Below are 18,359 nucleotides of genomic sequence, written 5' to 3'. Positions count from 1 at the left end.
GCGCAGGGCAGGTCGGGCCGTCCGGCCGGGTGCCCGTGGGCGCGGGCGTCGGCGGAGGCGAGGAGACCGGACCGCGCCGCCTAGCCACTCGCGTCCTCCCTGGCGCCGTCCCTCCCCGGTGCCGTGGCCGCCCGCGGCGAGGCGGCCGCCCGCCGTCCGCGGAGCCGCCCGGACCTGGCCGGACGCCGCCCGGCGTGCTCGGCTCCCGACGCGCCGGCCAGCAGGGTCCTGGCCCATCGACGCGCCGGGTCCTGACCCACGAGCACGGCCTGGAGGAACAGCGTGAGTGGGATGGCGAGGATCGCCCCCACCGGGCCGAGGACGACGGTCCACAGGATCACGGACAGGAAGGTCAGGGTCACCGAGAGCCTGACCACGTCACCGACGACCATCGGCTGGACCAACGACTGCAGGACGAAGTTGGCCACGGTGTAGACGACCACCACGAGCAGTGCCGTGCCGGGTCCGCCCACGAGGAGCGCGAGGATCGTCGGCGGTGCCAGGCCGAGGAAGAACCCGATGTTCGGGACGTAGTTGGTCAGGAACGACAGCAGTCCCCACAGCAGGGGGAGCGGGATGCCGAGGACGACGAGGGCGATCGTGTCGACGACGGCCACGGCGAGGCCGAAGACGGTGGTCACGACCACGTAGCGCCGGGTGTTCCGGGCGAACTCGCCCAGGGCCTCGTGCAGGTGTGCCGTGCCGGGCACCTCGGCCAGGCGCTCGGGCACCCCGGCCGCCTCGGCGGTCATGAACACGACCGTCGCCATCACCAGGAACAGCGCAGCGAGGGACCCGGCGACGCCGGACAGCACGTCGCCCAGGGCCGCGGTGACCGCCTCGGGCCCGACCGAGCGCAGTGCCTGTTCCACCTGCTCGGGGCCGACGCCCCACCCGGCCAGGGTGGAGCGCAGCCCGTCCAGGAGCTCCCGCCACTCCGCGGTGTACTCCGGAAGCACGGTCGCCAGCTGGCCGAGGGAGACCGCGAGGGCCAGCGCGAAGGCGACGAGCCCCCCGTCGACGACGAGCACGGCCACCGCGACCGCGAGCCCCCGCCGCATCCCGCGGTGCACCAGCGCACCGATCAGCGGGTGGGCCACGACGGTGAGGACGAACGCCAGGGCGACGGGTCCCAGGATCCCGCGGAGGGCGTGGACACCCCAGAGCGCGACGGCGGTACCGGCCACGCCGAGGACGACGGTCAGCCACAGCGGTCGGTCGCCCTGGCCCGGGGCCCCGGACCCGCCGTCCTCCGCGGTCATCGGGCCTCCGGGGTCGAACGGCGTCGTGGGACGCCGACGGTAGGGAGCGGCTCGGGACGTCGCCTCACCTCCGGCGGGTGATGCCGGGAGCCGCAGCAGCGCTCACGTCCGGCGTCGATCCCGCCTCGGCTGCCTCACGGACGCCGAGGCGATCCGCATCGCCGCGCTGGTCGCTCGTGACCGCCGGTGGATGCCGCCGGGACCCCGCGGCGAGGAACCGCGCCGCTCGCCGCCCGGCCCCCCGTGGTCATCCACGCGGGCGGGACCAGCCCCCGGACCGGGCTTCCTTCCGCTCATGACCAGGGGGGTCCCGGTGCCGGGCCCGATGCGGGACCGGATGCCGTTCGCCGCCGGGGTGAGCGGGTGAGGGGCTCACCCCAGCCGGCGGTCCAGGTCGTAGGCGGCGCTGATCAGCGCGAGATGGGTGAAGGCCTGCGGGAAGTTGCCGAGCTGCTCGCCGGTCAGCCCGATCTCCTCGGAGTACAGCCCGACGTGGTTGGCGTAGGTGAGCATCTTCTCGAAGGCCAGCCGCGCCTGGTCGAGACGCCCGGCCCGGGCGAGCGCCTCCACCCACCAGAAGGAGCACATCGAGAAGGTGGCCTCCCTGCCGGCGAGCCCGTCGGGCGAGGCGTCCGCGTCGTAGCGGTGGACGAGGCTGTCCGAGACCAGTTCGGCGGTGATCGCGTCCAGGGTGGAGAGCCACCGCGGGTCGGTGGGCGCGATGAACTTGCACAGCGGCATGAGCAGCAGGGAGGCGTCGAGCACGTCGGTGTCGTAGTGCTGGACGAACGCGCGGCGGCCGGGGTGCCAGGCCCGCTCGGTGATCTGGCCGTAGATGCGATCGCGGACCGCCATCCAGCGCAGGAGGTCGGCGGGCAGGCCGCGCTGCAGGGCGATCCGGATGGCGCGCTCGACAGCGACCCAGCACATCAGCCGGGAGTGGGTGTAGTCCCGCCGGCCGCCGCGGGTTTCCCAGATGCCCTCGTCGGGCTGGTCCCAGTGCTCGATCAGCCACTCGAGGGTCCGGGTGAGCTCGGTCCAGCCGTCCTGGTAGACGGGCAGCCCGGACTTGTCGCACAGGTAGAGGGAGTCGACCAGCTCGCCGTAGACGTCCAGCTGCAGCTGGGTCGCCGCGCCGTTGCCGATGCGCACCGGCGCCGAGCCCATGTAGCCCTCCAGGTGCGCGAGTTCCTCCTCGGGCAGGTCCGCGCGCCCGTCGATGCCGTACACGATCTGCAGCGGGCCGGACTCGCGGCCGGTCCCGTGCCGGACGCGGCCCTCCAGCCACTGCATGAAGGCGCCGGCCTCCTCGGTGAACCCGAGCCTGAGCAGCGCGTGGAGCGAGAAGGCGGCGTCGCGCATCCAGGTGTAGCGGTAGTCCCAGTTGCGTGCGCCGCCGACGACCTCCGGCAGGCTGGTGGTGGGGGCGGCCACGAGCGCGCCGGTCGGGGCGTAGGTGAGCAGCTTCAGCGTCAGCGCCGAACGGTGCACCATCTCCCGCCACCGCCCGTCGTAGCGGGAGCGGCACAGCCAGCCCCGCCAGAACGCCACGGTGGCGTCGAACGCGGCGGCGACGTCGGCCTCGGAGCAGGGCGCCGGCAGCTCGTCCGGTTCGACGCGGTCGAGCACGAACGTGGCCGTCTCCCCGGCCCGCAGCTCGATGCGCGCGCGGACGTCCCGGCCGTCGACGAGTTCCAGCGGGCAGTTCGCCGAGAGGCCGAGTGCCAGTCGGGACGAGCGGAAGAGCGCGCCGTGCGGGGTCAGCGCGCCCTGGTGGCCGGCGCGCGCGTAGTCGAAGCGCGGGGCGACGTCGACGACGAAGCGCATCTGCCCCCGCACCGCGAGGACCCGGCGGATCAGCCGAGAGCGGTGCACCGTCGCGCCGGAGCGCGGCGGTGGCATGAAGTCGTGCACCTCACCCACTCCGCCGGGGGTCAGGAAGCGCGTGATGAGCAGGTTGGTGTCGGGGAGGTAGAGCTGTCTGCAGGTCCAGTCCTCGCCGTCGGGACAGATGCGGAACAGGCCCCCGTCGTCGGCGTCCAGGATCGCCGCGAACACGCTCGGCGAGTCGAACCGCGGGCAGCAGTACCAGTCGATCGTCCCGTCGGTGCCGACCAGCGCGACGGTGTGCAGGTCGCCGATGAGACCGTGCTCGGCGATGGGCAGGTAGCGCGTCCGCGGCGGCCGCCGCACCCCGCCGGGGACGGGGCCCACGGCCGGCCCGGCCCGGGTGTCGAGCGCCATCGGGGCACTCCTCTCCCGCTACGGCACAAGGACGAGCTTGCCCCTCGCCGCCGACCCGCCGAGCATCTCGTGCGCGCGGCGGGCCTCGGACAGCGGCAGGCGCCCGGCGACGGTCGGGTGGATCTTGTCGGCGGAGAGCAGCTCGAGCAGCACGCCGAGGTCCTCCCGGAACTCCTGCGGGTTCCGCGGGCCGCCCCCCACCAGCCGGGCCGGCCGGCGGCCGGACACGGGCAGCACCTGGCGGCTGTCGCGCAACCTCTGGATCCGGTAGGCCGTCACCTGCCGACGCGGGTCGAGCAGGCCCCACAGCGTGACGGTGGCGGTCGTGCCGTACCACCCGGCCCAGCCGGCGGCCCACCGCCGCAGGCTCGTGCGCCCGCGGGCCAGCATCGCGTAGTGGCCGTAGACGACGAGGCGTCCGCCCGGCCGCAGGGCGCGGAAGGAGCGGATCGAGGTCGCGCCGCCGATGCCGTCGAGGACGACGTCGACGCCGTCGCCGGTCAGCTCGCGGATCCGGGCCAGGAAGTCCTCGTGGCGGTAGTCGATCGCCACCGCCCCGAGCCGCTCGACCGCGGCGCGGTCCCGTGCGGAGCAGGTCCCGTACAGGCGCAGCCCGTCGAGCGCTCCCAGTTCGAGGACCGCGACGCCCACCCGGCCGGCCGCGCCGTGCACGAGCACCGACTCGCCGGCCTGCACGTGCGCGCTGCGGTGCAACACCTGGTAGGCGGTCCCGTAGGTCAGGACGAGCCCCGCCACCTCCGCCGGGTCGAGGCCCTCGGGCACGTCGACGGCCTCCGCCTCGGGCACGCAGACGTACTCGGCGTAGCCGCCGTAGGCGGTCAACGCGGCCACCCGGTCCCCGGCGTGCAGCCACGAGCAGGCAGGGCCGAGGTCGTCGACGACGCCGACGACCTCGTAGCCGGGCGTGAACGGCGGCCGGGGCACGCCCAGGTAGGTCCCGGCGCGGAGCTGGGCGTCGGTCAGCGACACCCCCGCGGCCAGGACCCGGATGCGCACCTCACCGGCAGCCGGTCGGGGGATCTGGTCCTCCACCACCCGCAGGACCTCGGGCCCGCCGAAGTGGTCGACGATGACGCGCTTCATGGAACTCAGGCCTCCCCGGAGCGGTTCGACGCCTGCGGGCGGGGCCTCGGCTGAGCTCGCACCCGGGCCTGCGGGATGCCTGGACCCGACGGTGCCGCCGGGGCGCGCCGGCGCCCAGAGACCAAGGCCGCGAGTCGATCCGCCCTTCGCCCCCGTCCGCCCGCCGGAGGTCCACGTGCCGTCCCCGGACCCGTCGCGGCCGCCCCGGGGACGTCGGCGCGGGGACGCGCCTGCGGGCGGACGACCGCGACGGGGCCGCCCTGCGGCACCATCTCGGTGTGCCGCACCTCCGGATCACCCAGGACGACGCCGCCGACGACCTGCTCGGCCGCGACCCGCTCGCCCTCGTCCTCGGCATGCTGTTCGACCAGCAGTTCCCGATGGAGCGCGCCTTCGCCGGCCCGCGGCTGCTGGCCGACCGCATGGGCGTGGACCCGCTCTCGGCGGCCGCGATCGCCGACGCCGACCCCGACCGGCTGCTCGCCTGGTTCCAGGGACCGCCGGCCGTGCACCGCTACCCGGGCTCGATGGCCCAGCGCGCCCAGGCACTGTGCCGGCTGCTGGTGGACCGCTACGACGGCCGGGCCGAGGGCCTGTGGGACGGCGTCCCGGACGGGGCCATGCTGCTGCGCCGGGTCGGCGAGCTGCCCGGCTTCGGCGCGCAGAAGGCGAGGATCCTCGTCGCGCTGCTCGGCAAGCAGTACGGCGTGACCCCGCCGGGGTGGCGCGAGGCGGCCGGCTCCTACGGCGAGGAGGGGTCGCGCCGGTCGGTCGCCGACATCACCGGCCCGGAGTCGCTGGCCGAGGTCAGGGCCGCGAAGCAGGCCGCCAAGAAGGCGGCGAAGCAGGCGGCGGAGCAGGCCGCCGGGTAGGCGGCGGGGAGTCCGCCGCGACACGCTGGATGTGGCCCGGGATCGTCCGCGGAGGTACCTGCGCAGCCCCTGTCCCGGTGGCACCATGGGTGGCCGGACCGGGGATCCCGGGGTCGGCCAGCAGGGACCGGTCCCGGCCGTGAGGCGACAGCGCCGGCCCCCGGTCCAGCGGAGGGGATGGGTGTCCGTGGCCTCGAGCCAGCAGTCCGCACGACCCCGCCGGTCGGAGCCGGTGCTGATCACCCAGGCCGAGCCGAGCCTGGCCGAGCAGCACGCGGCCCGGAAGAAGCGGTACGTCCTGACCATGGCCGTGCGCGCCGTCGCCCTGGTGCTGGCCGCGGCGACCTACCAGATCCTGTGGCTGGCGATCGTGTTCGCCGTGCTGGGCACGGTGCTGCCGTGGATCGCCGTCGTCATGGCCAACGACCGGCCGCCGAAGAAGAAGCTCGACGCCCACCGCTACAGGCCGCCGCAGCCCGACCGGATCCTCGACGACCCGTCCCGCCGGCGGCGCGCCATCGAGGGCGGCACCGTCATCGAGGGCTGAGCCCGCCGGTCCTCAGCGCGCTCCTGCGCGGCCGACCACCTCGGCGGCCCGCGCCAGCCCCGCGTCCAGCGCCGCGGCCGGGTCGGCGTCCGGGCCGCCCAGCCACACCGCGAGCAGCCCCGCGGTGAACGCGTCCCCGGCGCCGGTGGTGTCCACGACCCGGGCCGGGTGCGCCGGGCGGTGCAGCACCGCGCCCCCGGCGGCCCACAGCGCGCCGTCCGCCCCGAGGGTGACCGCGACCGCGCCGTGCCGGGCGGCCAGCGCCCGCGCGGCGTCGGCGACGTCCGCGCACCCCGACAGCAGCCGGGCCTCGTCGGCGTTGGGCAGCAGCAGGTCGACGCCGGCGGTGTCGGCCAGCCACCGGTCCACGCCGTACGACGTGAGCGGGCCGGAGGAGGCCGGGTCCAGCGACACCGTGCAGCCGGCCGCCCGGGCCGCGGCCAGCGCCGCGAGCCCGGCCGCGCGGGGACGCTCGTCGAGCAGCGTGTAGCCCGACAGGTGCAGGTGGGCACCGGGCACCGGCGGCGGGACGTCGCCGGGCCGCAGGTCCAGGTTGGCGCCGCGGTCGGCGAGCATGCTCCGCTGCCCGTCCGGCTCGACCAGGCTGACGATCGTCCCGCTGGCCGCGCCGGGCACGGTCCGCACCGCCAGGCCCACCCCGGCGGCGGCGAGCTCGGCCACCAGTGCCGCGCCGGCCGGGTCGTCGCCCACGCACCCGGCGAGGGTGACCGGCACCCCGAGCGCGGCCAGGTGCGCGGCGACGTTGGCCCCGGCCCCGCCCCCGCGGGTGCGGATGGCGGCCGGCCGGTCCGAGCCGGGCGCCGGCTCGCCGGACAGGACGGCGACGACGTCGGTGGCCAGGTCGCCGACGACGACGACCGGGCGGGTGCTCAGCGGGCCGCGGCGGCCAGCGCGGCCGCGATGCGCCCCGCCAGCTCCGCGTTGCGCAGCACCAGCCGCACGTTCACCGCGAGCGTGGCGCCCTCGCTGGACCGGTGCAGGTGGTCGAGCACGAACGGCGTCACCGCCTTGCCGCGCACCCCGGCGGCCTCCGCGGCGGCCAGGGCGTCGGCGATCACCCGGGCGTGCAGCTCCGGGTCCAGCTGCTCGTCGGCCGGCAGCGGGTTGGCCACGACCACCGCGCCCGGCGCCACCTCGCGCCGCGCGGCGAGCACCGCGGCCGCCTGCTCGGGGGACTCGACCACCCAGTCCACCTGGGCGCCGGAGTCGGCGACGTAGAACCCGGGGAAGGTGCGGGTGCCGTAGCCGACGACGGTGACCGACAGGCTCTCCAGCCGCTCCAGCGTCGCCGGGACGTCGAGGATGGACTTCACGCCGGCGCAGACCACCGCCAGCGACGTGCGCGACAACGCGGTGAGGTCGGCGGACTCGTCGAAGGTCTCGGCCGACTGCCGGTGCACCCCGCCCAGCCCGCCGGTGGCGAAGACGCCGATCCCCGCGGCCTCGGCCAGCAGCGCGGTGCTCGAGACGGTGGTGGCACCGGACAGGCCGAGCGCGGCGGCCACCGGCAGGTCGCGGACGCCGAGCTTGGCCAGGTCGGGGTCGGCGCACACCCGGTCGACCTGCTCGGCAGTCAGGCCCACGTGCGGCACGCCGTCGAGCACCGCGATCGTGGCCGGCACCGCGCCGCCGGCCCGGACGGCCGCCTCGACGTCGTCGGCGGCGGCGCGGTTGTCCGGCCGCGGCAGGCCGTGGGCGAGGAGCGTGCTCTCCAGGGCGACGACGGGAGCGCCGGCGTCGAGCGCCTCGGCCACCTCGGGGGAGAGGGTCAGGGGCGCAACGGCGGCATGGCGGGGCTCGGTGCGGGGAGCTTCGGGAGGCACCCTGCCATCATGGTGGGCGGGGCGGTCGCGTCCGGTCACCACCTCCGCCGGAGGACGCCGGGGCGCCCGCGCAGGAGACGTCCCCGAGCCTGGGAGAGACCGTGAGCAACACCGACCTGCTCGAGAAGCCCGACGTCCGTGACTCGGACACCGGCAACGCCAACGAGGTCTTCCACTACGTCCGCAAGAACAAGATCGCCGAGAGCGCCGTCATGGGCACGCTGGTCGAGGCGCTGTGCGGCGAGGTGTTCCCGGTGACCAAGTCGCCCAAGCCCGGCAGCCCCGTCTGCCCGGCCTGCAAGGAGATCTACGAGCAGCTCCGCAAGGACTGACGCGGGACCTCGTCCCGTCCGGCTGCCCGGTGGCTCGTCCAGGGGCCCGCCGTGAGCTCGCGAACGGTGGGGAGGACGGGGTCCTCCGTCTAACGCAGGCCGAGGCGCTTCGCCTCGGCCTCGAGCTCGGCGGCGCGGCGGCGCTGCGCCCGGCGGGTGTGCCGGCGCAGCGGCGCCGGCCAGCGCTCCTGGACGGTCGCGTTGAGCTCGGCGCCGAGCAGCACCGCCATCCCGAAGAAGAACAGGAACAGCAGCGCCGCGATCGGGGTGGCCAGCGCCCCGTAGGGCAGCGCGGCGACGAGGATGTCGGACACGTACAGCCGCAGCACCGTCGCCGCCACCATGAAGAACCCGACGGCCAGCAGCGTCCCCGGCAGGTGCCGCCGCCACGGCAGCCGCCGCGGCAGGACCACGTGGTAGAAGCTCGTCAGCGCGAGCAGCAGGCCGATGACCACCAGCGGCCAGTAGACGGCGTTGATCAGGACCGTCGCCGTCTCGTGCCAGTCCTGCGGGAGCAGCCCGACCAGCACCCCGCGGCCGAGCACCAGCAGCGGCAGGCAGACCACGGCGAGCACCAGGCCGACGACGAACAGCCACAGCGCCATGAGCCGGGTGGCGATCGGGCCGCGGACGTCGCGCTGGTCGTAGGCGATGACGATCGTGTTCATGAACGTCGCCGTCGCCGAGGACCCGGCCCACAGGGTGATCAGGAAGCCCAGGCTGACGACGTCGAGCCGGCCCGAGGTCAGGATGTCGTTGAGGGTGGGCCGCACCAGCGAGTCGACGACGTCGGCGGTGAGCACCTCGCTGGAGGCGTTGACCAGGGTGTCCTCGACGGTCTGCACCGCCTGCGCGCCGATCCAGTCGCCGAGGAAGCCCAGCGACCCGAGCAGCGCGATCAGCAGCGGCGGCACCGAGAGGATCTGCCAGAACGCCGCCTCGCCGGACAGCCCGAGGATGCGGTCCTTCCAGGCCTTGGCCACCGTGCGGCCGAGGACCTGCAGCGGCACCCGCACCACCGGCGGCCAGTGGTCGAGGCGACCGGGGGACGGGAGGTCGGCGCGGCGGGCGCCGGCAGGGGGTGGGGCGGCCGCGGGGGCGTGCGCGTCCTCCGCGGCCCCGCCGGTGCGGGACCGCCCGCCGGCCCGCACGGTGCTCACCAGGCCAGTGTGCACGCCCGGCGCCCGCCCCCGCCGCCGACGGGGCGGGGACGGGCGCCGGTGGGCCCGATCGGGGAGCGGGTCAGGCCGTGGGGCCCGCCGGCGGCGTGCCGCCGTCGGGCGGGGGCGCGGCCGGGTCGGCAGCCGGCGGCGGGGCGACGCAGCGGATGACCGCCTCCGCGGCGTAGCTGGTCTCGAACGTCTCCCGCTCGATCTCCGAGCCGCTCTGCAGGTCGCGGAACACCCGGGTCACGGTGACGTCGAAGCCCTGCACGCCGGACTGCGAGATGCAGTCGCCGTCGTCGACCTTCTCCTGCACCGCCGGCTGCCGGTAGTTCGTCCGCGGGCCCTCGATCGCCTCGATCTCGTAGCGCCGCGTCCCGTAGAAGGTCACCGTGATCGACCCGCCGGAGGCCCCGGGGGTCCACCGGGTGTCGACGAAGATCCCGGTGTCGGAGTCGTTGCGCCACTGCAGGTCGATCTGGCCCTCGTACACCGTGGCCTCGCGGCCGGCGGGGTAGCGGCTGATGTAGAAGCTGTGCGGCTTGTGGTAGACGTCCTCGAGGCCGGCGAAGAAGACCGCGTTGAACATCGTGGTGGCGAACTGGCTGATCCCGCCGCCGACCGCCGTCGACAGCTCGCCGCCGCTGATCACGTTGGCCGGCACGTAGCCCTGTGCGGTGCCGCGCGGGCCGGTGTGGGTGTTGAGGCTGAACGTCTCGCCGGGCAGCACCAGCGCGCCGTCGACCTCCTCGGCCACCGTCCGGATGTTGGTGGCGCTGGCGTTGTTCGTCGTCGTGGTCGTGAAGGAGCTGACCTCCTCGACGATGCCGAGCGCCTGCGCCTCCTCGGTGGTCAGCTCGGCCGGCACCGGGCCCAGCTGCGCGGTGACCGTGCGCGGCGCCGGGTCGTCCAGCACCTCGAGCAGCTGGCCGGACAGCGCCTGCGGGTCGACGCCGGTGCCGTCGACCGACGGGACGACCTGCACGCCGTCGCCCACGACCTCGAAGCGGGCGTCCTGGGCGGGCTCGCCGAAGGCGGTGAACTCCTCGGCCATCGCCGACTGCAGCGCCGCCGGGTCGACCGCGACGGCGAGCTCGCCGCCGTCCTGCGGGGTGAACGTCAGGGACGCCGCGATCGCCTCGACCGGGATCTCGACCGAGGTGCCGCCGTCCTGGCTGGTCACCGTGACCGGCGCGGCGAGCGCGGGGGTGACGGTCCCGTCGAGGACGCGCTGCGCCTCCTCGGTGCCCACCCGCACCGGCTCGACGTCGACCGGCAGCTCGATCGGCGTCCCCGGGTCGCCGCCGGCGGCCAGCGCCGCGGTGATCGCCTCGGCGGCGCCCTCGCGGTCCAGCGTCCGGCCGTCCACCGGCTCGACCAGGGTCGGCGTGGTGCCCTCGATCGCGATGGTCGCGTCGACCGGCACCCGGTCCACCTGGGTGGCGATGGTGTCGACCTGGGCGGCCAGCGCGGTGTCCTCGCCGGTGATGACCGGGTCGACCTCGCGCTCGGTGAACAGCGAGACCAGGCGGGTCCAGGGGTTCAGCGGCTGGTCGTCGGCGGCGTCGACGGTCGCGTCCACGTCGAGGGTGATGCCGGCGGTGGCGGGGGAGAGCGTGGCCTCCACGTCGTCGGCGACGACGACGTGGTCGGCGGCGACCCGCGGGGCGAGGTCCTGCTCCAGCCGGTCGGCGGCGGCCGCGGGGGACAGGCCGCCGACGTCGACGCCGGCCACCACGGTGTTGCGGGGCACGTCGTCGCCGGCCACCAGCACGTCGGCGCCCCAGGCCAGCCCGAGGACGGCGAGCAGGCCGACGGGGGCCAGCACGGCGGGCCGGCGCCAGCCCGGGCGGCGGGTGCCCGCGGGCGGCTCCCCGGGACCGCCGGGGCCCGGGGCGCCACCGGAGCCCGTGCCGGAGCTCCCGCCGGAGCCGGACGGGGGGACGGGGGGAGCGGCGGGCGGCGGCGGGGCCGGCGGGTCGGCCGGGACGGCGGCGTCGCTGAGGACGACGGTGTCCGAGGCGTCCCCGGCGGGGGTTCGCGGAGCGGCGGGCGTGCTCAGCCCGACCGGCTCGGTGGTCCGCTGCCCGGTGCCCGGTGCGGCCGGGCCGCCGGTGAGCGCGACGGTGTCGTGGACCGGGTCCGGCCCGGGCGTGTCGCCGGCGTCCGCGGCGGGCTGCTCCGGCGGGCCGGCGGGGGCGGCGGCCGGCGGAGGGGGTGCGTCGGGCCCGACGGGACCGCGGTCGCGGGGGACCGGGCGGGTGTCGTCGGACAGGTCCGCGTGCGCGTCGGTGTCCGCCTGGGGAGCGGCGCCGGTCGACGGGGACGAGGCAGGGTGCTGCGGCATCGGGGGTTCCTCGGGTCGCCGTCGACCGGGGGTCCCCGGGAACGACGGAGCCGCCGGGTCCCCGTCCGCGTCAGGCGGGACGGGGACGCCGGCGGCGGCGTCGGGTGAGGGCATCATCGCGGTGAGCGACGATAGCGCCTCTCTCAGTGTGCGAGGCGCTGCTCGCCGTCGGTCTCGATGATGTCGACGGCGATGTCGCGGAGCTTGGACTCGTACTCGCGGGCGTGGTGCCCGCAGAAGACGAGGTCGCTGCCACTGGCGAGCACGACACGCACCTTGGCCAGTGCGCCGCACCGGTCGCAGTGGAAGGGCACGACCAGGTCGTCGGCGGCGGGGGTCGTCGTCAGCGTCTGGGTCATCTGGGTCATCACTCGCTCTCTACCGCACGGACCCGCTGCTGCGGATCGGCCTCCTGCACAGCGCCAGGATGGATCCTCCTGTTCCCGTGCCTCCTGTCACTGCGGACGACTCGCCGGGTTCCGGTGAGCCGGTGACCGCTGGGACCGGTGGGGACGGTGTTCAGCAGGGACCTCTGGGTGGTGCCGGTCTGTTGGTGGTGCTGGGTCGTTCCGGGCGCCGGGCTGGTTTCCGGCTGTGGGTCCGCTGCTGTCTCGACGTCGCCCACGCTACGCCGTCTACCCGGCCGGTGCCGCGGTACACCGCGTCGTCCGCCCGGCGGGGTGAGATCGTGACCATCCCGCAACGCGGCCGACACACGCCGACGGCCGGCACCCGTGCTGGGTGCCGGCCGTCAGATGACGTTCTGGAACGGCCCTCCTGCAGGGGCCCGCCGCGAGCCTGCGAGCGGTGGGGGGCAGGAGGGTCCTTCCTCAGTCGAGGTAGTCGCGCAGCACCTGGGAGCGGCTGGGGTGGCGCAGCTTCGACATCGTCTTGGACTCGATCTGCCGGATCCGCTCGCGGGTGACCCCGTAGACCTGGCCGATCTCGTCGAGCGTGCGCGGCTGGCCGTCGGTGAGGCCGAACCGCAGCCGGACCACGCCGGCCTCCCGCTCCGACAGCGTCTGCAGCACGCTGGTCAGCTGGTCCTGCATGAGGGTGAAGCTGACCGCGTCGACGGCGACGACCGCCTCGGAGTCCTCGATGAAGTCACCGAGCTGGCTGTCGCCCTCGTCGCCGATGGTCTGGTCGAGGCTGATCGGCTCCCGGGCGTACTGCTGGATCTCCAGCACCTTGTCCGGGGTGATGTCCATCTCCTTGGCCAGCTCCTCGGGGGTGGGCTCGCGGCCCAGGTCCTGGAGCAGCTCGCGCTGGATGCGGCCGAGCTTGTTGATGACCTCGACCATGTGCACCGGGATGCGGATGGTGCGGGCCTGGTCGGCCATCGCGCGGGTGATCGCCTGCCGGATCCACCAGGTGGCGTACGTGGAGAACTTGTAGCCCTTGGTGTAGTCGAACTTCTCGACGGCGCGGATCAGGCCGAGGTTGCCCTCCTGGATGAGGTCCAGGAACGCCATGCCGCGGCCGGTGTAGCGCTTGGCGAGGGAGACCACCAGGCGGAGGTTGGCCTCCAGCAGGTGGTTCTTGGCGCGCTCGCCGTCGCGGATGATCCAGTTGAGGTCGCGGCGCATCTGCGGGGAGAGCTTCTGGCCCTCCTCCTCGACCTGGCGCATGCGCTCGGCGGCGTACAGGCCGGCCTCGATGCGCTTGGCCAGGTCGACCTCCTCCTCGGCGTTGAGGAGGGCGACCTTGCCGATCTGCTTGAGGTAGGCGCGGACCGAGTCGGCCGAGGCGGTGAGCTCGGCGTCCTTGCGGGCCTGCCGCAGCGCCTCGGACTCCTCCTCCTCGTCCCACTCGAAGTCGCCGCCCTCGGCGGTGGCCTCCTCGGCGGCGGGCGCCTCGGCCTCGGCGCCGTCGGGACCGGCGACCACCGTCTCGTCGATCGACAGGCCCTCGGCGCCGGCGTCGACCACCGCCACGGCGGCGTCCCCGGAGGCGACGGCGGTCAGCACGGTGCCCTCACCGGTACCGGGGGAGGGGCTGATGCTCGGCTTGGCGGCTCCCTTCGGCGCGGCCGGCTTGGCCGTCTTCGCCGAGGCGGCCCGCTTGCGTGCGGCGGGCTTGGCCGGCGCGTCGTCGGTGACCCCGACGGTGGCGCTGGCCCGGGGAGACCGGGTGCTCGCGGCGACCGTCTTCGAGCGGGTGCTGCTCGCGGCGGCGTCGTCCGGTGCAGGCTTGTCGGCGGGCACTCAGGATCCTTCCCGTGCTGGGTGCGTTCCCCGGGGGCGGTGTGACTCCCGGGCAGCGGCCCCTGCCGTCGGCCGCGGAGCGGGGAGGGCCCCAGTGTCCGGCACGGTGTTTCGCCGCTGTTCGGACGGGGGATGACTCCCGGCTGGGTGGTGACGGGCTGGGGCTCTTCCATTGTAGCGACGGGAACCGGTGTGACCACCGCCTCGAACGGCGCGGGATCGCCCGGACGGGCGGGGGCGCGCCCCGGTCAGGGCTCGAACCGCTCCGCGGCGGCCAGCGCGGCCCCGACGATGCCGGCGTCGTTCTGCAGCTGGGCGGGCACCACCGGCGTCCGCGTGCTCAGCAGCGGCACCCACTTGTGCGCCTTCTTGCTCACCCCGCCGCCGACGATGATCAGGTCGACCCAGAGCCCCGCCTCGAGGACGTCGAGGTAGCGGTCGACCCGCTTGGCCCACTGGGGGTAGCTGAGGTCCTCGCGCTCGCGGGCGGCCGCCGACGCGCGCTTCTCGCCGTCCTCGCCGTCGACCTGGATGTGCCCGAACTCGGTGTTGGGCACCAGCCGCCCGTCGACGAACAGCGCGCTGCCGATGCCGGTGCCGAAGGTGAGCATGAGGACGACGCCGTCCTGGCCCCGGCCGGCGCCGTAGCGCATCTCGGCCAGCCCGGCGGCGTCGGCGTCGTTGAGGGTCTCGACGGTCCCGGGCACCAGCGCGCTCAGCCCGGCGTCGACGTCGGTGCCGATCCAGGCCTTGTCCATGTTGGCGGCGGTGTGCGCGACCCCCCGCTTCATGACCCCGGGGTAGGTGACGCCGATGCGGCCGGTCCAGCCGAAGGACGACACGATGCCCGCGACGACCTCGTAGACCGCCTCCGGCGTCGACGGCTGCGGCGTCTCCACCCGCACCCGCTCGCCCACGAGGGCGCCGGCCTCGAGGTCGACCAGGCACCCCTTGATGCCGCTGCCGCCGATGTCCACGCCGAACCCCTGCACGGCGGTCACCCTAGTGACCGGGGCCGCACCCCGGGTGGCGGCTCGGGCAGGATCGCCCGGGTGAGTGCCCCACCGCCCCCCGCCGAGTTGCTCGACCTCGCCGTCGCGACCGCCCGGGAGGCGGCCGACCTGGTCGCCCGCGAGCGCGGGTCGGCCGCGGCCGCCGTCGACGTCAAGAGCAGCCCCACCGACGTCGTCACCGCCGTCGACACCGCCTCCGAGCGGCTGATCACCGGCCGGCTGCTCGCCGCCCGGCCCGAGGACGGCCTGCTCGGCGAGGAGGGCGCCTCCCGCGAGGGCACCAGCGGCGTGCGGTGGGTGGTCGACCCCATCGACGGCACCGTCAACTTCCTCTACGGGCTGCGCGGGTACGCCGTCTCCATCGCCGCCCAGGTCGACGGCGTCACGGTGGCCGGCGCGGTGCTCGACGTCCCCACCGGGGAGCTGTTCACCGCCACCGCCGGCGGCGGGGCGTTCCTCTCCACCCCGGCGCGGCCGGAGCCGGTGCGGCTGGCCGGCAACCGGCCGGCGTCCCTCGGGCAGACGCTGGTGGCCACCGGGTTCGGCTACCGGGTGGAGCAGCGGCGGGCCCAGGGCGCCGTCGTCGCCCAGCTGCTCCCCGAGGTCCGCGACATCCGCCGGCAGGGCTGCGCGTCGCTGGACCTGTGCTCGGTCGCCGCCGGGCGGGTGGACGCCTACTACGAGCTGGACCTCAAGCCCTGGGACCACGCCGCCGGCGCGCTGGTCGCCGCCGAGGCCGGGCTGGTGGTCACCGGCCTGCCCGGCCGGCCGTTCGCCGAACCGATGGCGGTCGCGGTCCCGGAGTCGGTCGCCGGGCCGCTGGTCGCGCTGCTCGACCGCCTCCACCCGTGACGTGCTGGAACGGCCCCGTCCGGAGGCTCACCCCGAGCCTGCGAGGGGTGAGAGGGACGGGGTCCTTCAGCAGGCGGCCTCGGCGCTGGCGATCGGGGTGAGCGTGGCCGCGACCTGGTCGGCCGTGGCCAGCCCGGTGAACTGCGGGCCGATCACCAGGTCGACGCGGGCGTCGGCGCGGGTGTCCTGGTAGGCGCCGGCGTCCGGGAGGAACAGCGACAGGTACCGGGCGGCGTCGGTGCCGCGCGCCCCGTGCCGGATCTCGCCCGGGCCGGTCACCTCGCGGTCGGTCGGGTCGTTGGCGACCTCCTCGACGACGAAGCCGCGCGCGGTCAGCTCGCCGGCGACCTCCTGCGCCTTGCCCGCGATGTCCGAGGCGTTGTAGACGCGCACCGTGACCGTGCTGGGGTCCAGCGACGGCGGCGCCGCCTCGGCGGTCTCGCACGCCGCGGCCTGCGCCGCGTCGCGGGCGCCCTCGTCGGAGAAGACCTTCCACCACACCCCGAGCGCGCCCAGGGCCAGCACCAGCAGGAAGACCAGCGGCGGCAGGTAGCGACGGTCCTTGCGGGGACGCACCGGCGGGGTGGCGGTGCTGGTGCTCACGGTGGTCCTCCTCGGCGGCGACCCGGAGGGGTCCGGCGGGCCGCGCCAGGTCGGGTCGCGCGGAGTCTAGGCGGGCCCTCCGGGCTCAGAGGGCACCGTCCTCCAGCGCGGCGCGTCCCAGCTCGACGCACGGGTCGATGCGGTCGGCGTAGCCGGAGGTGTCCTTGCCGGCCATCGCGCCGGCGGCCGAGCGGGCCACGATGCCGGCGACGATCGCGGCGAACTTGAAGAAGGCGAAACCGACGTACCAGTCGAGGTCGGAGAGGTCCACGCCGCTGCGCTGCGCGTAGCGCTCGGCGATCTCCCGGCGGGTGGGGAAGCCGGGCAGCGTCGTCACCGGGCTGAGCACCGGGCGGGTCTCCCCGGCCTCGGGCCAGTAGACGAACAGCATGCCGATGTCGGTGAGCGGGTCGCCGAGGGTCGACATCTCCCAGTCGAGGACGGCGCGGATGGCGCCGGGGCGCTCGGGGTCGAGCAGGCAGTTGTCCAGCCGGTAGTCGCCGTGCACGATCCCGCTCCGCTGGGTGGCGGGCACGGTCTCGGCCAGCCGCTCGGCGAGGGCGTCCATCTGCGGGCGGTCGCGGTCGCGCGTGGCGTCCCACTGCTTGGTCCACCGGCGCACCTGCCGGGCGAGGAAGCCCTCGGGCCGGCCGAAGTCGCCCAGGCCCACGGCCTCGGCGTCGACGGCGTGCAGGTCGGCCAGGACGTCGATCAGCCCGTCGCCGATCCGCCGCCGCAGCTCCGGGGTGTCGGCGTAGCCGGCCGGGATCTCGTTCACCACGTGCAGGCCGACGACCCGCTCCATGACGTAGAACGGCGCGCCCAGCACCCCGGTGTCGGTGCACAGGTGCAGCGTCCGCGGCACCGGGACCGACGTCGGCCCGAGCGCGGAGACGACCTTGTGCTCGCGGACCATGTCGTGGGCGGTGGCCAGCACGGCGCCCGTCGGGGGCCGCCGCAGGATCACCGCGTCGTCGGCCGTGCCCCCGGCGGGGGTCACGACGTAGGTGAGGTTGGACATGCCCGCCGCGATCAGCTCGACGGTCACCTCCTGCCAGCGCTCGTCGTTGAGCACGGAGGCGAGATACGGACCGACGACGGCGGGGTCAGCTCCCACGGGACTCGACACGGGCGGCAGGGTAACCTCCGGCACTCCGCCTCCCGACCGCCCGCCCGGGCGGGTCCCGGCGCCCCGGACGGGCCGTCGTCCGTCCTCGTGTGTCCCGCGCGGACAGGCGGGCACAAACCGGGGCCGCACGGCGTTGGGGGGCTGCCGGTCCCGCACCCAGCCGACCCCGTGGTCGGCCGGGAACAGGTCCGGTCCCGTGACCAGCGGCCGCCCCCGGGCGGCCGGCCAGGCCGACGGCGGACCCCGCCGCCGTCGGACGAGGCGGGCGCCCCGCGCGTCCGCGAACTACCCCGGAGGAGGGGCACACCCCATGGCCACCGACTACGACGCCCCGCGCCGCAACGAGGCCGACGAGCTCGGCGAGGACTCCCTCGAGGAGCTCAAGGCCCGTCGGGCGGAGGCCCAGTCGGCCTCGGTCGACGTCGACGAGACCGACTTCAACGAGAGCCTCGAGCTGCCCGGCGCGGACCTGTCCAACGAGGAGCTGACCGTCCGCGTGCTCCCGAAGCAGGAGGACGAGTTCACCTGCTCGCGGTGCTTCCTCGTGCAGCACCGCAGCCGGCTCGCCGCCACCCGCGGCGACCAGATGTACTGCCGCGACTGCGCCGCATAAGCAGCACCGCCGCGATGGCCGGACACGGGGGGAGCAGCCGATGACCGATCCGAGGGAGCGCCTCGGCGCGCCCCGCGACGTCCCGCCGCCCCGGCCCGTGCAGGACGCGGCACGGCCGGGGGGGGGGGGGGGGGGGGGGGGGGGGGGGGGGGGGGGGGGGGGGGGGGGGGGGGGGGGGGGGGGGGGGGGGGGGGGGGGGGGGCGGGCGGCCGTCGTCCGGGGGGGGG

At 75.6% G+C, this 18,359-nt stretch carries 17 protein-coding genes; 5 read left to right on the top strand and 12 right to left on the bottom strand.

The window, feature by feature from the left end; all coding sequences use genetic code 11:
* Positions 1-80: 80 nt before the first annotated feature.
* The 3 genes from ACI8AR_RS15410 to ACI8AR_RS15400 form a co-directional block, all read right to left on the bottom strand.
* Positions 81-1,262: an AI-2E family transporter gene (locus ACI8AR_RS15410; protein WP_457051802.1), complete on the bottom strand. Its 1,182-nt coding sequence runs from the start codon at positions 1,260-1,262 to the stop codon at positions 81-83.
* 372 nt (positions 1,263-1,634) lie between these two features.
* Complete coding sequence (locus tag ACI8AR_RS15405) at positions 1,635-3,506, bottom strand: glycoside hydrolase family 15 protein (RefSeq protein WP_457051801.1); 1,872 nt, start codon at positions 3,504-3,506, stop codon at positions 1,635-1,637.
* Positions 3,507-3,524: 18 nt separating this feature from the next.
* A complete protein-coding gene (locus ACI8AR_RS15400) occupies positions 3,525-4,610 on the bottom strand; it encodes a medium chain dehydrogenase/reductase family protein (protein WP_457051800.1) in 1,086 nt (361 codons plus the stop codon).
* Between the two features lie 278 nt (positions 4,611-4,888).
* Here ACI8AR_RS15400 and ACI8AR_RS15395 point away from each other — a divergent pair, with 278 nt between their 5' ends.
* Positions 4,889-5,482, top strand: a complete 594-nt coding sequence (locus ACI8AR_RS15395) for an HhH-GPD-type base excision DNA repair protein (protein ID WP_457051799.1) — start codon at positions 4,889-4,891, stop codon at positions 5,480-5,482.
* 187 nt (positions 5,483-5,669) lie between these two features.
* On the top strand, positions 5,670-6,029 hold the full coding sequence (locus ACI8AR_RS15390; RefSeq protein WP_457051798.1) for a DUF3099 domain-containing protein: 360 nt from the start codon (positions 5,670-5,672) through the stop codon (positions 6,027-6,029).
* 12 nt (positions 6,030-6,041) lie between these two features.
* Here ACI8AR_RS15390 and ACI8AR_RS15385 read toward each other — a convergent pair whose 3' ends face one another.
* Together ACI8AR_RS15385 and ACI8AR_RS15380 are read right to left on the bottom strand one after the other, a co-directional pair.
* Positions 6,042-6,923 carry a carbohydrate kinase family protein gene (locus tag ACI8AR_RS15385; protein ID WP_457051891.1) on the bottom strand — a complete coding sequence of 294 codons (882 nt, stop codon included), beginning with the start codon at positions 6,921-6,923 and terminating at the stop codon, positions 6,042-6,044.
* Positions 6,920-7,873, bottom strand: a complete 954-nt coding sequence (locus ACI8AR_RS15380) for a pseudouridine-5'-phosphate glycosidase (RefSeq protein WP_457051797.1) — start codon at positions 7,871-7,873, stop codon at positions 6,920-6,922. The genes ACI8AR_RS15385 and ACI8AR_RS15380 overlap by 4 nt, the downstream gene beginning before the upstream one ends.
* 101 nt (positions 7,874-7,974) lie before the next feature.
* Between ACI8AR_RS15380 and ACI8AR_RS15375 the strand changes: the two genes are divergently transcribed.
* Complete coding sequence (locus ACI8AR_RS15375; protein WP_456928672.1) at positions 7,975-8,205, top strand: DUF3039 domain-containing protein; 231 nt, start codon at positions 7,975-7,977, stop codon at positions 8,203-8,205.
* A gap of 89 nt (positions 8,206-8,294) precedes the next feature.
* On the opposite strand, the gene ACI8AR_RS15370 is transcribed toward ACI8AR_RS15375, so the two are convergent.
* From ACI8AR_RS15370 to ppgK, 5 genes are all read right to left on the bottom strand, one after another.
* Positions 8,295-9,365, bottom strand: a complete 1,071-nt coding sequence (locus ACI8AR_RS15370; protein WP_457051796.1) for a YihY/virulence factor BrkB family protein — start codon at positions 9,363-9,365, stop codon at positions 8,295-8,297.
* Positions 9,366-9,447: 82 nt separating this feature from the next.
* Positions 9,448-11,715 (bottom strand): VanW family protein, encoded by a 2,268-nt coding sequence (locus tag ACI8AR_RS15365; protein WP_457051795.1) that lies wholly within the window; start codon positions 11,713-11,715, stop codon positions 9,448-9,450.
* A gap of 143 nt (positions 11,716-11,858) precedes the next feature.
* Positions 11,859-12,083 carry a DUF7455 domain-containing protein gene (locus tag ACI8AR_RS15360; RefSeq protein WP_143108228.1) on the bottom strand — a complete coding sequence of 75 codons (225 nt, stop codon included), beginning with the start codon at positions 12,081-12,083 and terminating at the stop codon, positions 11,859-11,861.
* 462 nt (positions 12,084-12,545) lie between these two features.
* Complete coding sequence (locus tag ACI8AR_RS15355) at positions 12,546-13,922, bottom strand: RNA polymerase sigma factor (protein WP_457051794.1); 1,377 nt, start codon at positions 13,920-13,922, stop codon at positions 12,546-12,548.
* 248 nt (positions 13,923-14,170) lie between these two features.
* The gene (gene ppgK / locus ACI8AR_RS15350; protein WP_456928668.1) at positions 14,171-14,923 is read right to left on the bottom strand and encodes a polyphosphate--glucose phosphotransferase; all 753 of its coding nucleotides are present in this window, start codon (positions 14,921-14,923) and stop codon (positions 14,171-14,173) included.
* A gap of 51 nt (positions 14,924-14,974) precedes the next feature.
* On the opposite strand from ppgK, the gene ACI8AR_RS15345 reads away from it, so the two are divergent.
* Positions 14,975-15,787 carry an inositol monophosphatase family protein gene (locus ACI8AR_RS15345; RefSeq protein WP_457051793.1) on the top strand — a complete coding sequence of 271 codons (813 nt, stop codon included), beginning with the start codon at positions 14,975-14,977 and terminating at the stop codon, positions 15,785-15,787.
* A 66-nt stretch (positions 15,788-15,853) separates the two neighbouring features.
* Here the strand turns inward: ACI8AR_RS15345 and ACI8AR_RS15340 are convergent, their stop codons facing one another.
* Positions 15,854-16,390: a LytR C-terminal domain-containing protein gene (locus ACI8AR_RS15340; protein ID WP_457051792.1), complete on the bottom strand. Its 537-nt coding sequence runs from the start codon at positions 16,388-16,390 to the stop codon at positions 15,854-15,856.
* 85 nt (positions 16,391-16,475) lie between these two features.
* Positions 16,476-17,519, bottom strand: coding sequence for a phosphotransferase family protein (locus ACI8AR_RS15335; protein ID WP_457051791.1), 1,044 nt, complete (start codon positions 17,517-17,519; stop codon positions 16,476-16,478).
* Between the two features lie 310 nt (positions 17,520-17,829).
* Here ACI8AR_RS15335 and ACI8AR_RS15330 point away from each other — a divergent pair, with 310 nt between their 5' ends.
* The gene (locus ACI8AR_RS15330; protein WP_204693870.1) at positions 17,830-18,132 is read left to right on the top strand and encodes a DUF4193 domain-containing protein; all 303 of its coding nucleotides are present in this window, start codon (positions 17,830-17,832) and stop codon (positions 18,130-18,132) included.
* The last annotated feature ends 227 nt before the right edge of the window (positions 18,133-18,359 follow it).

The organism is Geodermatophilus sp. SYSU D01036, assembly GCF_054050435.1.
This window is presented reverse-complemented; position numbering and strand designations above follow the sequence as displayed.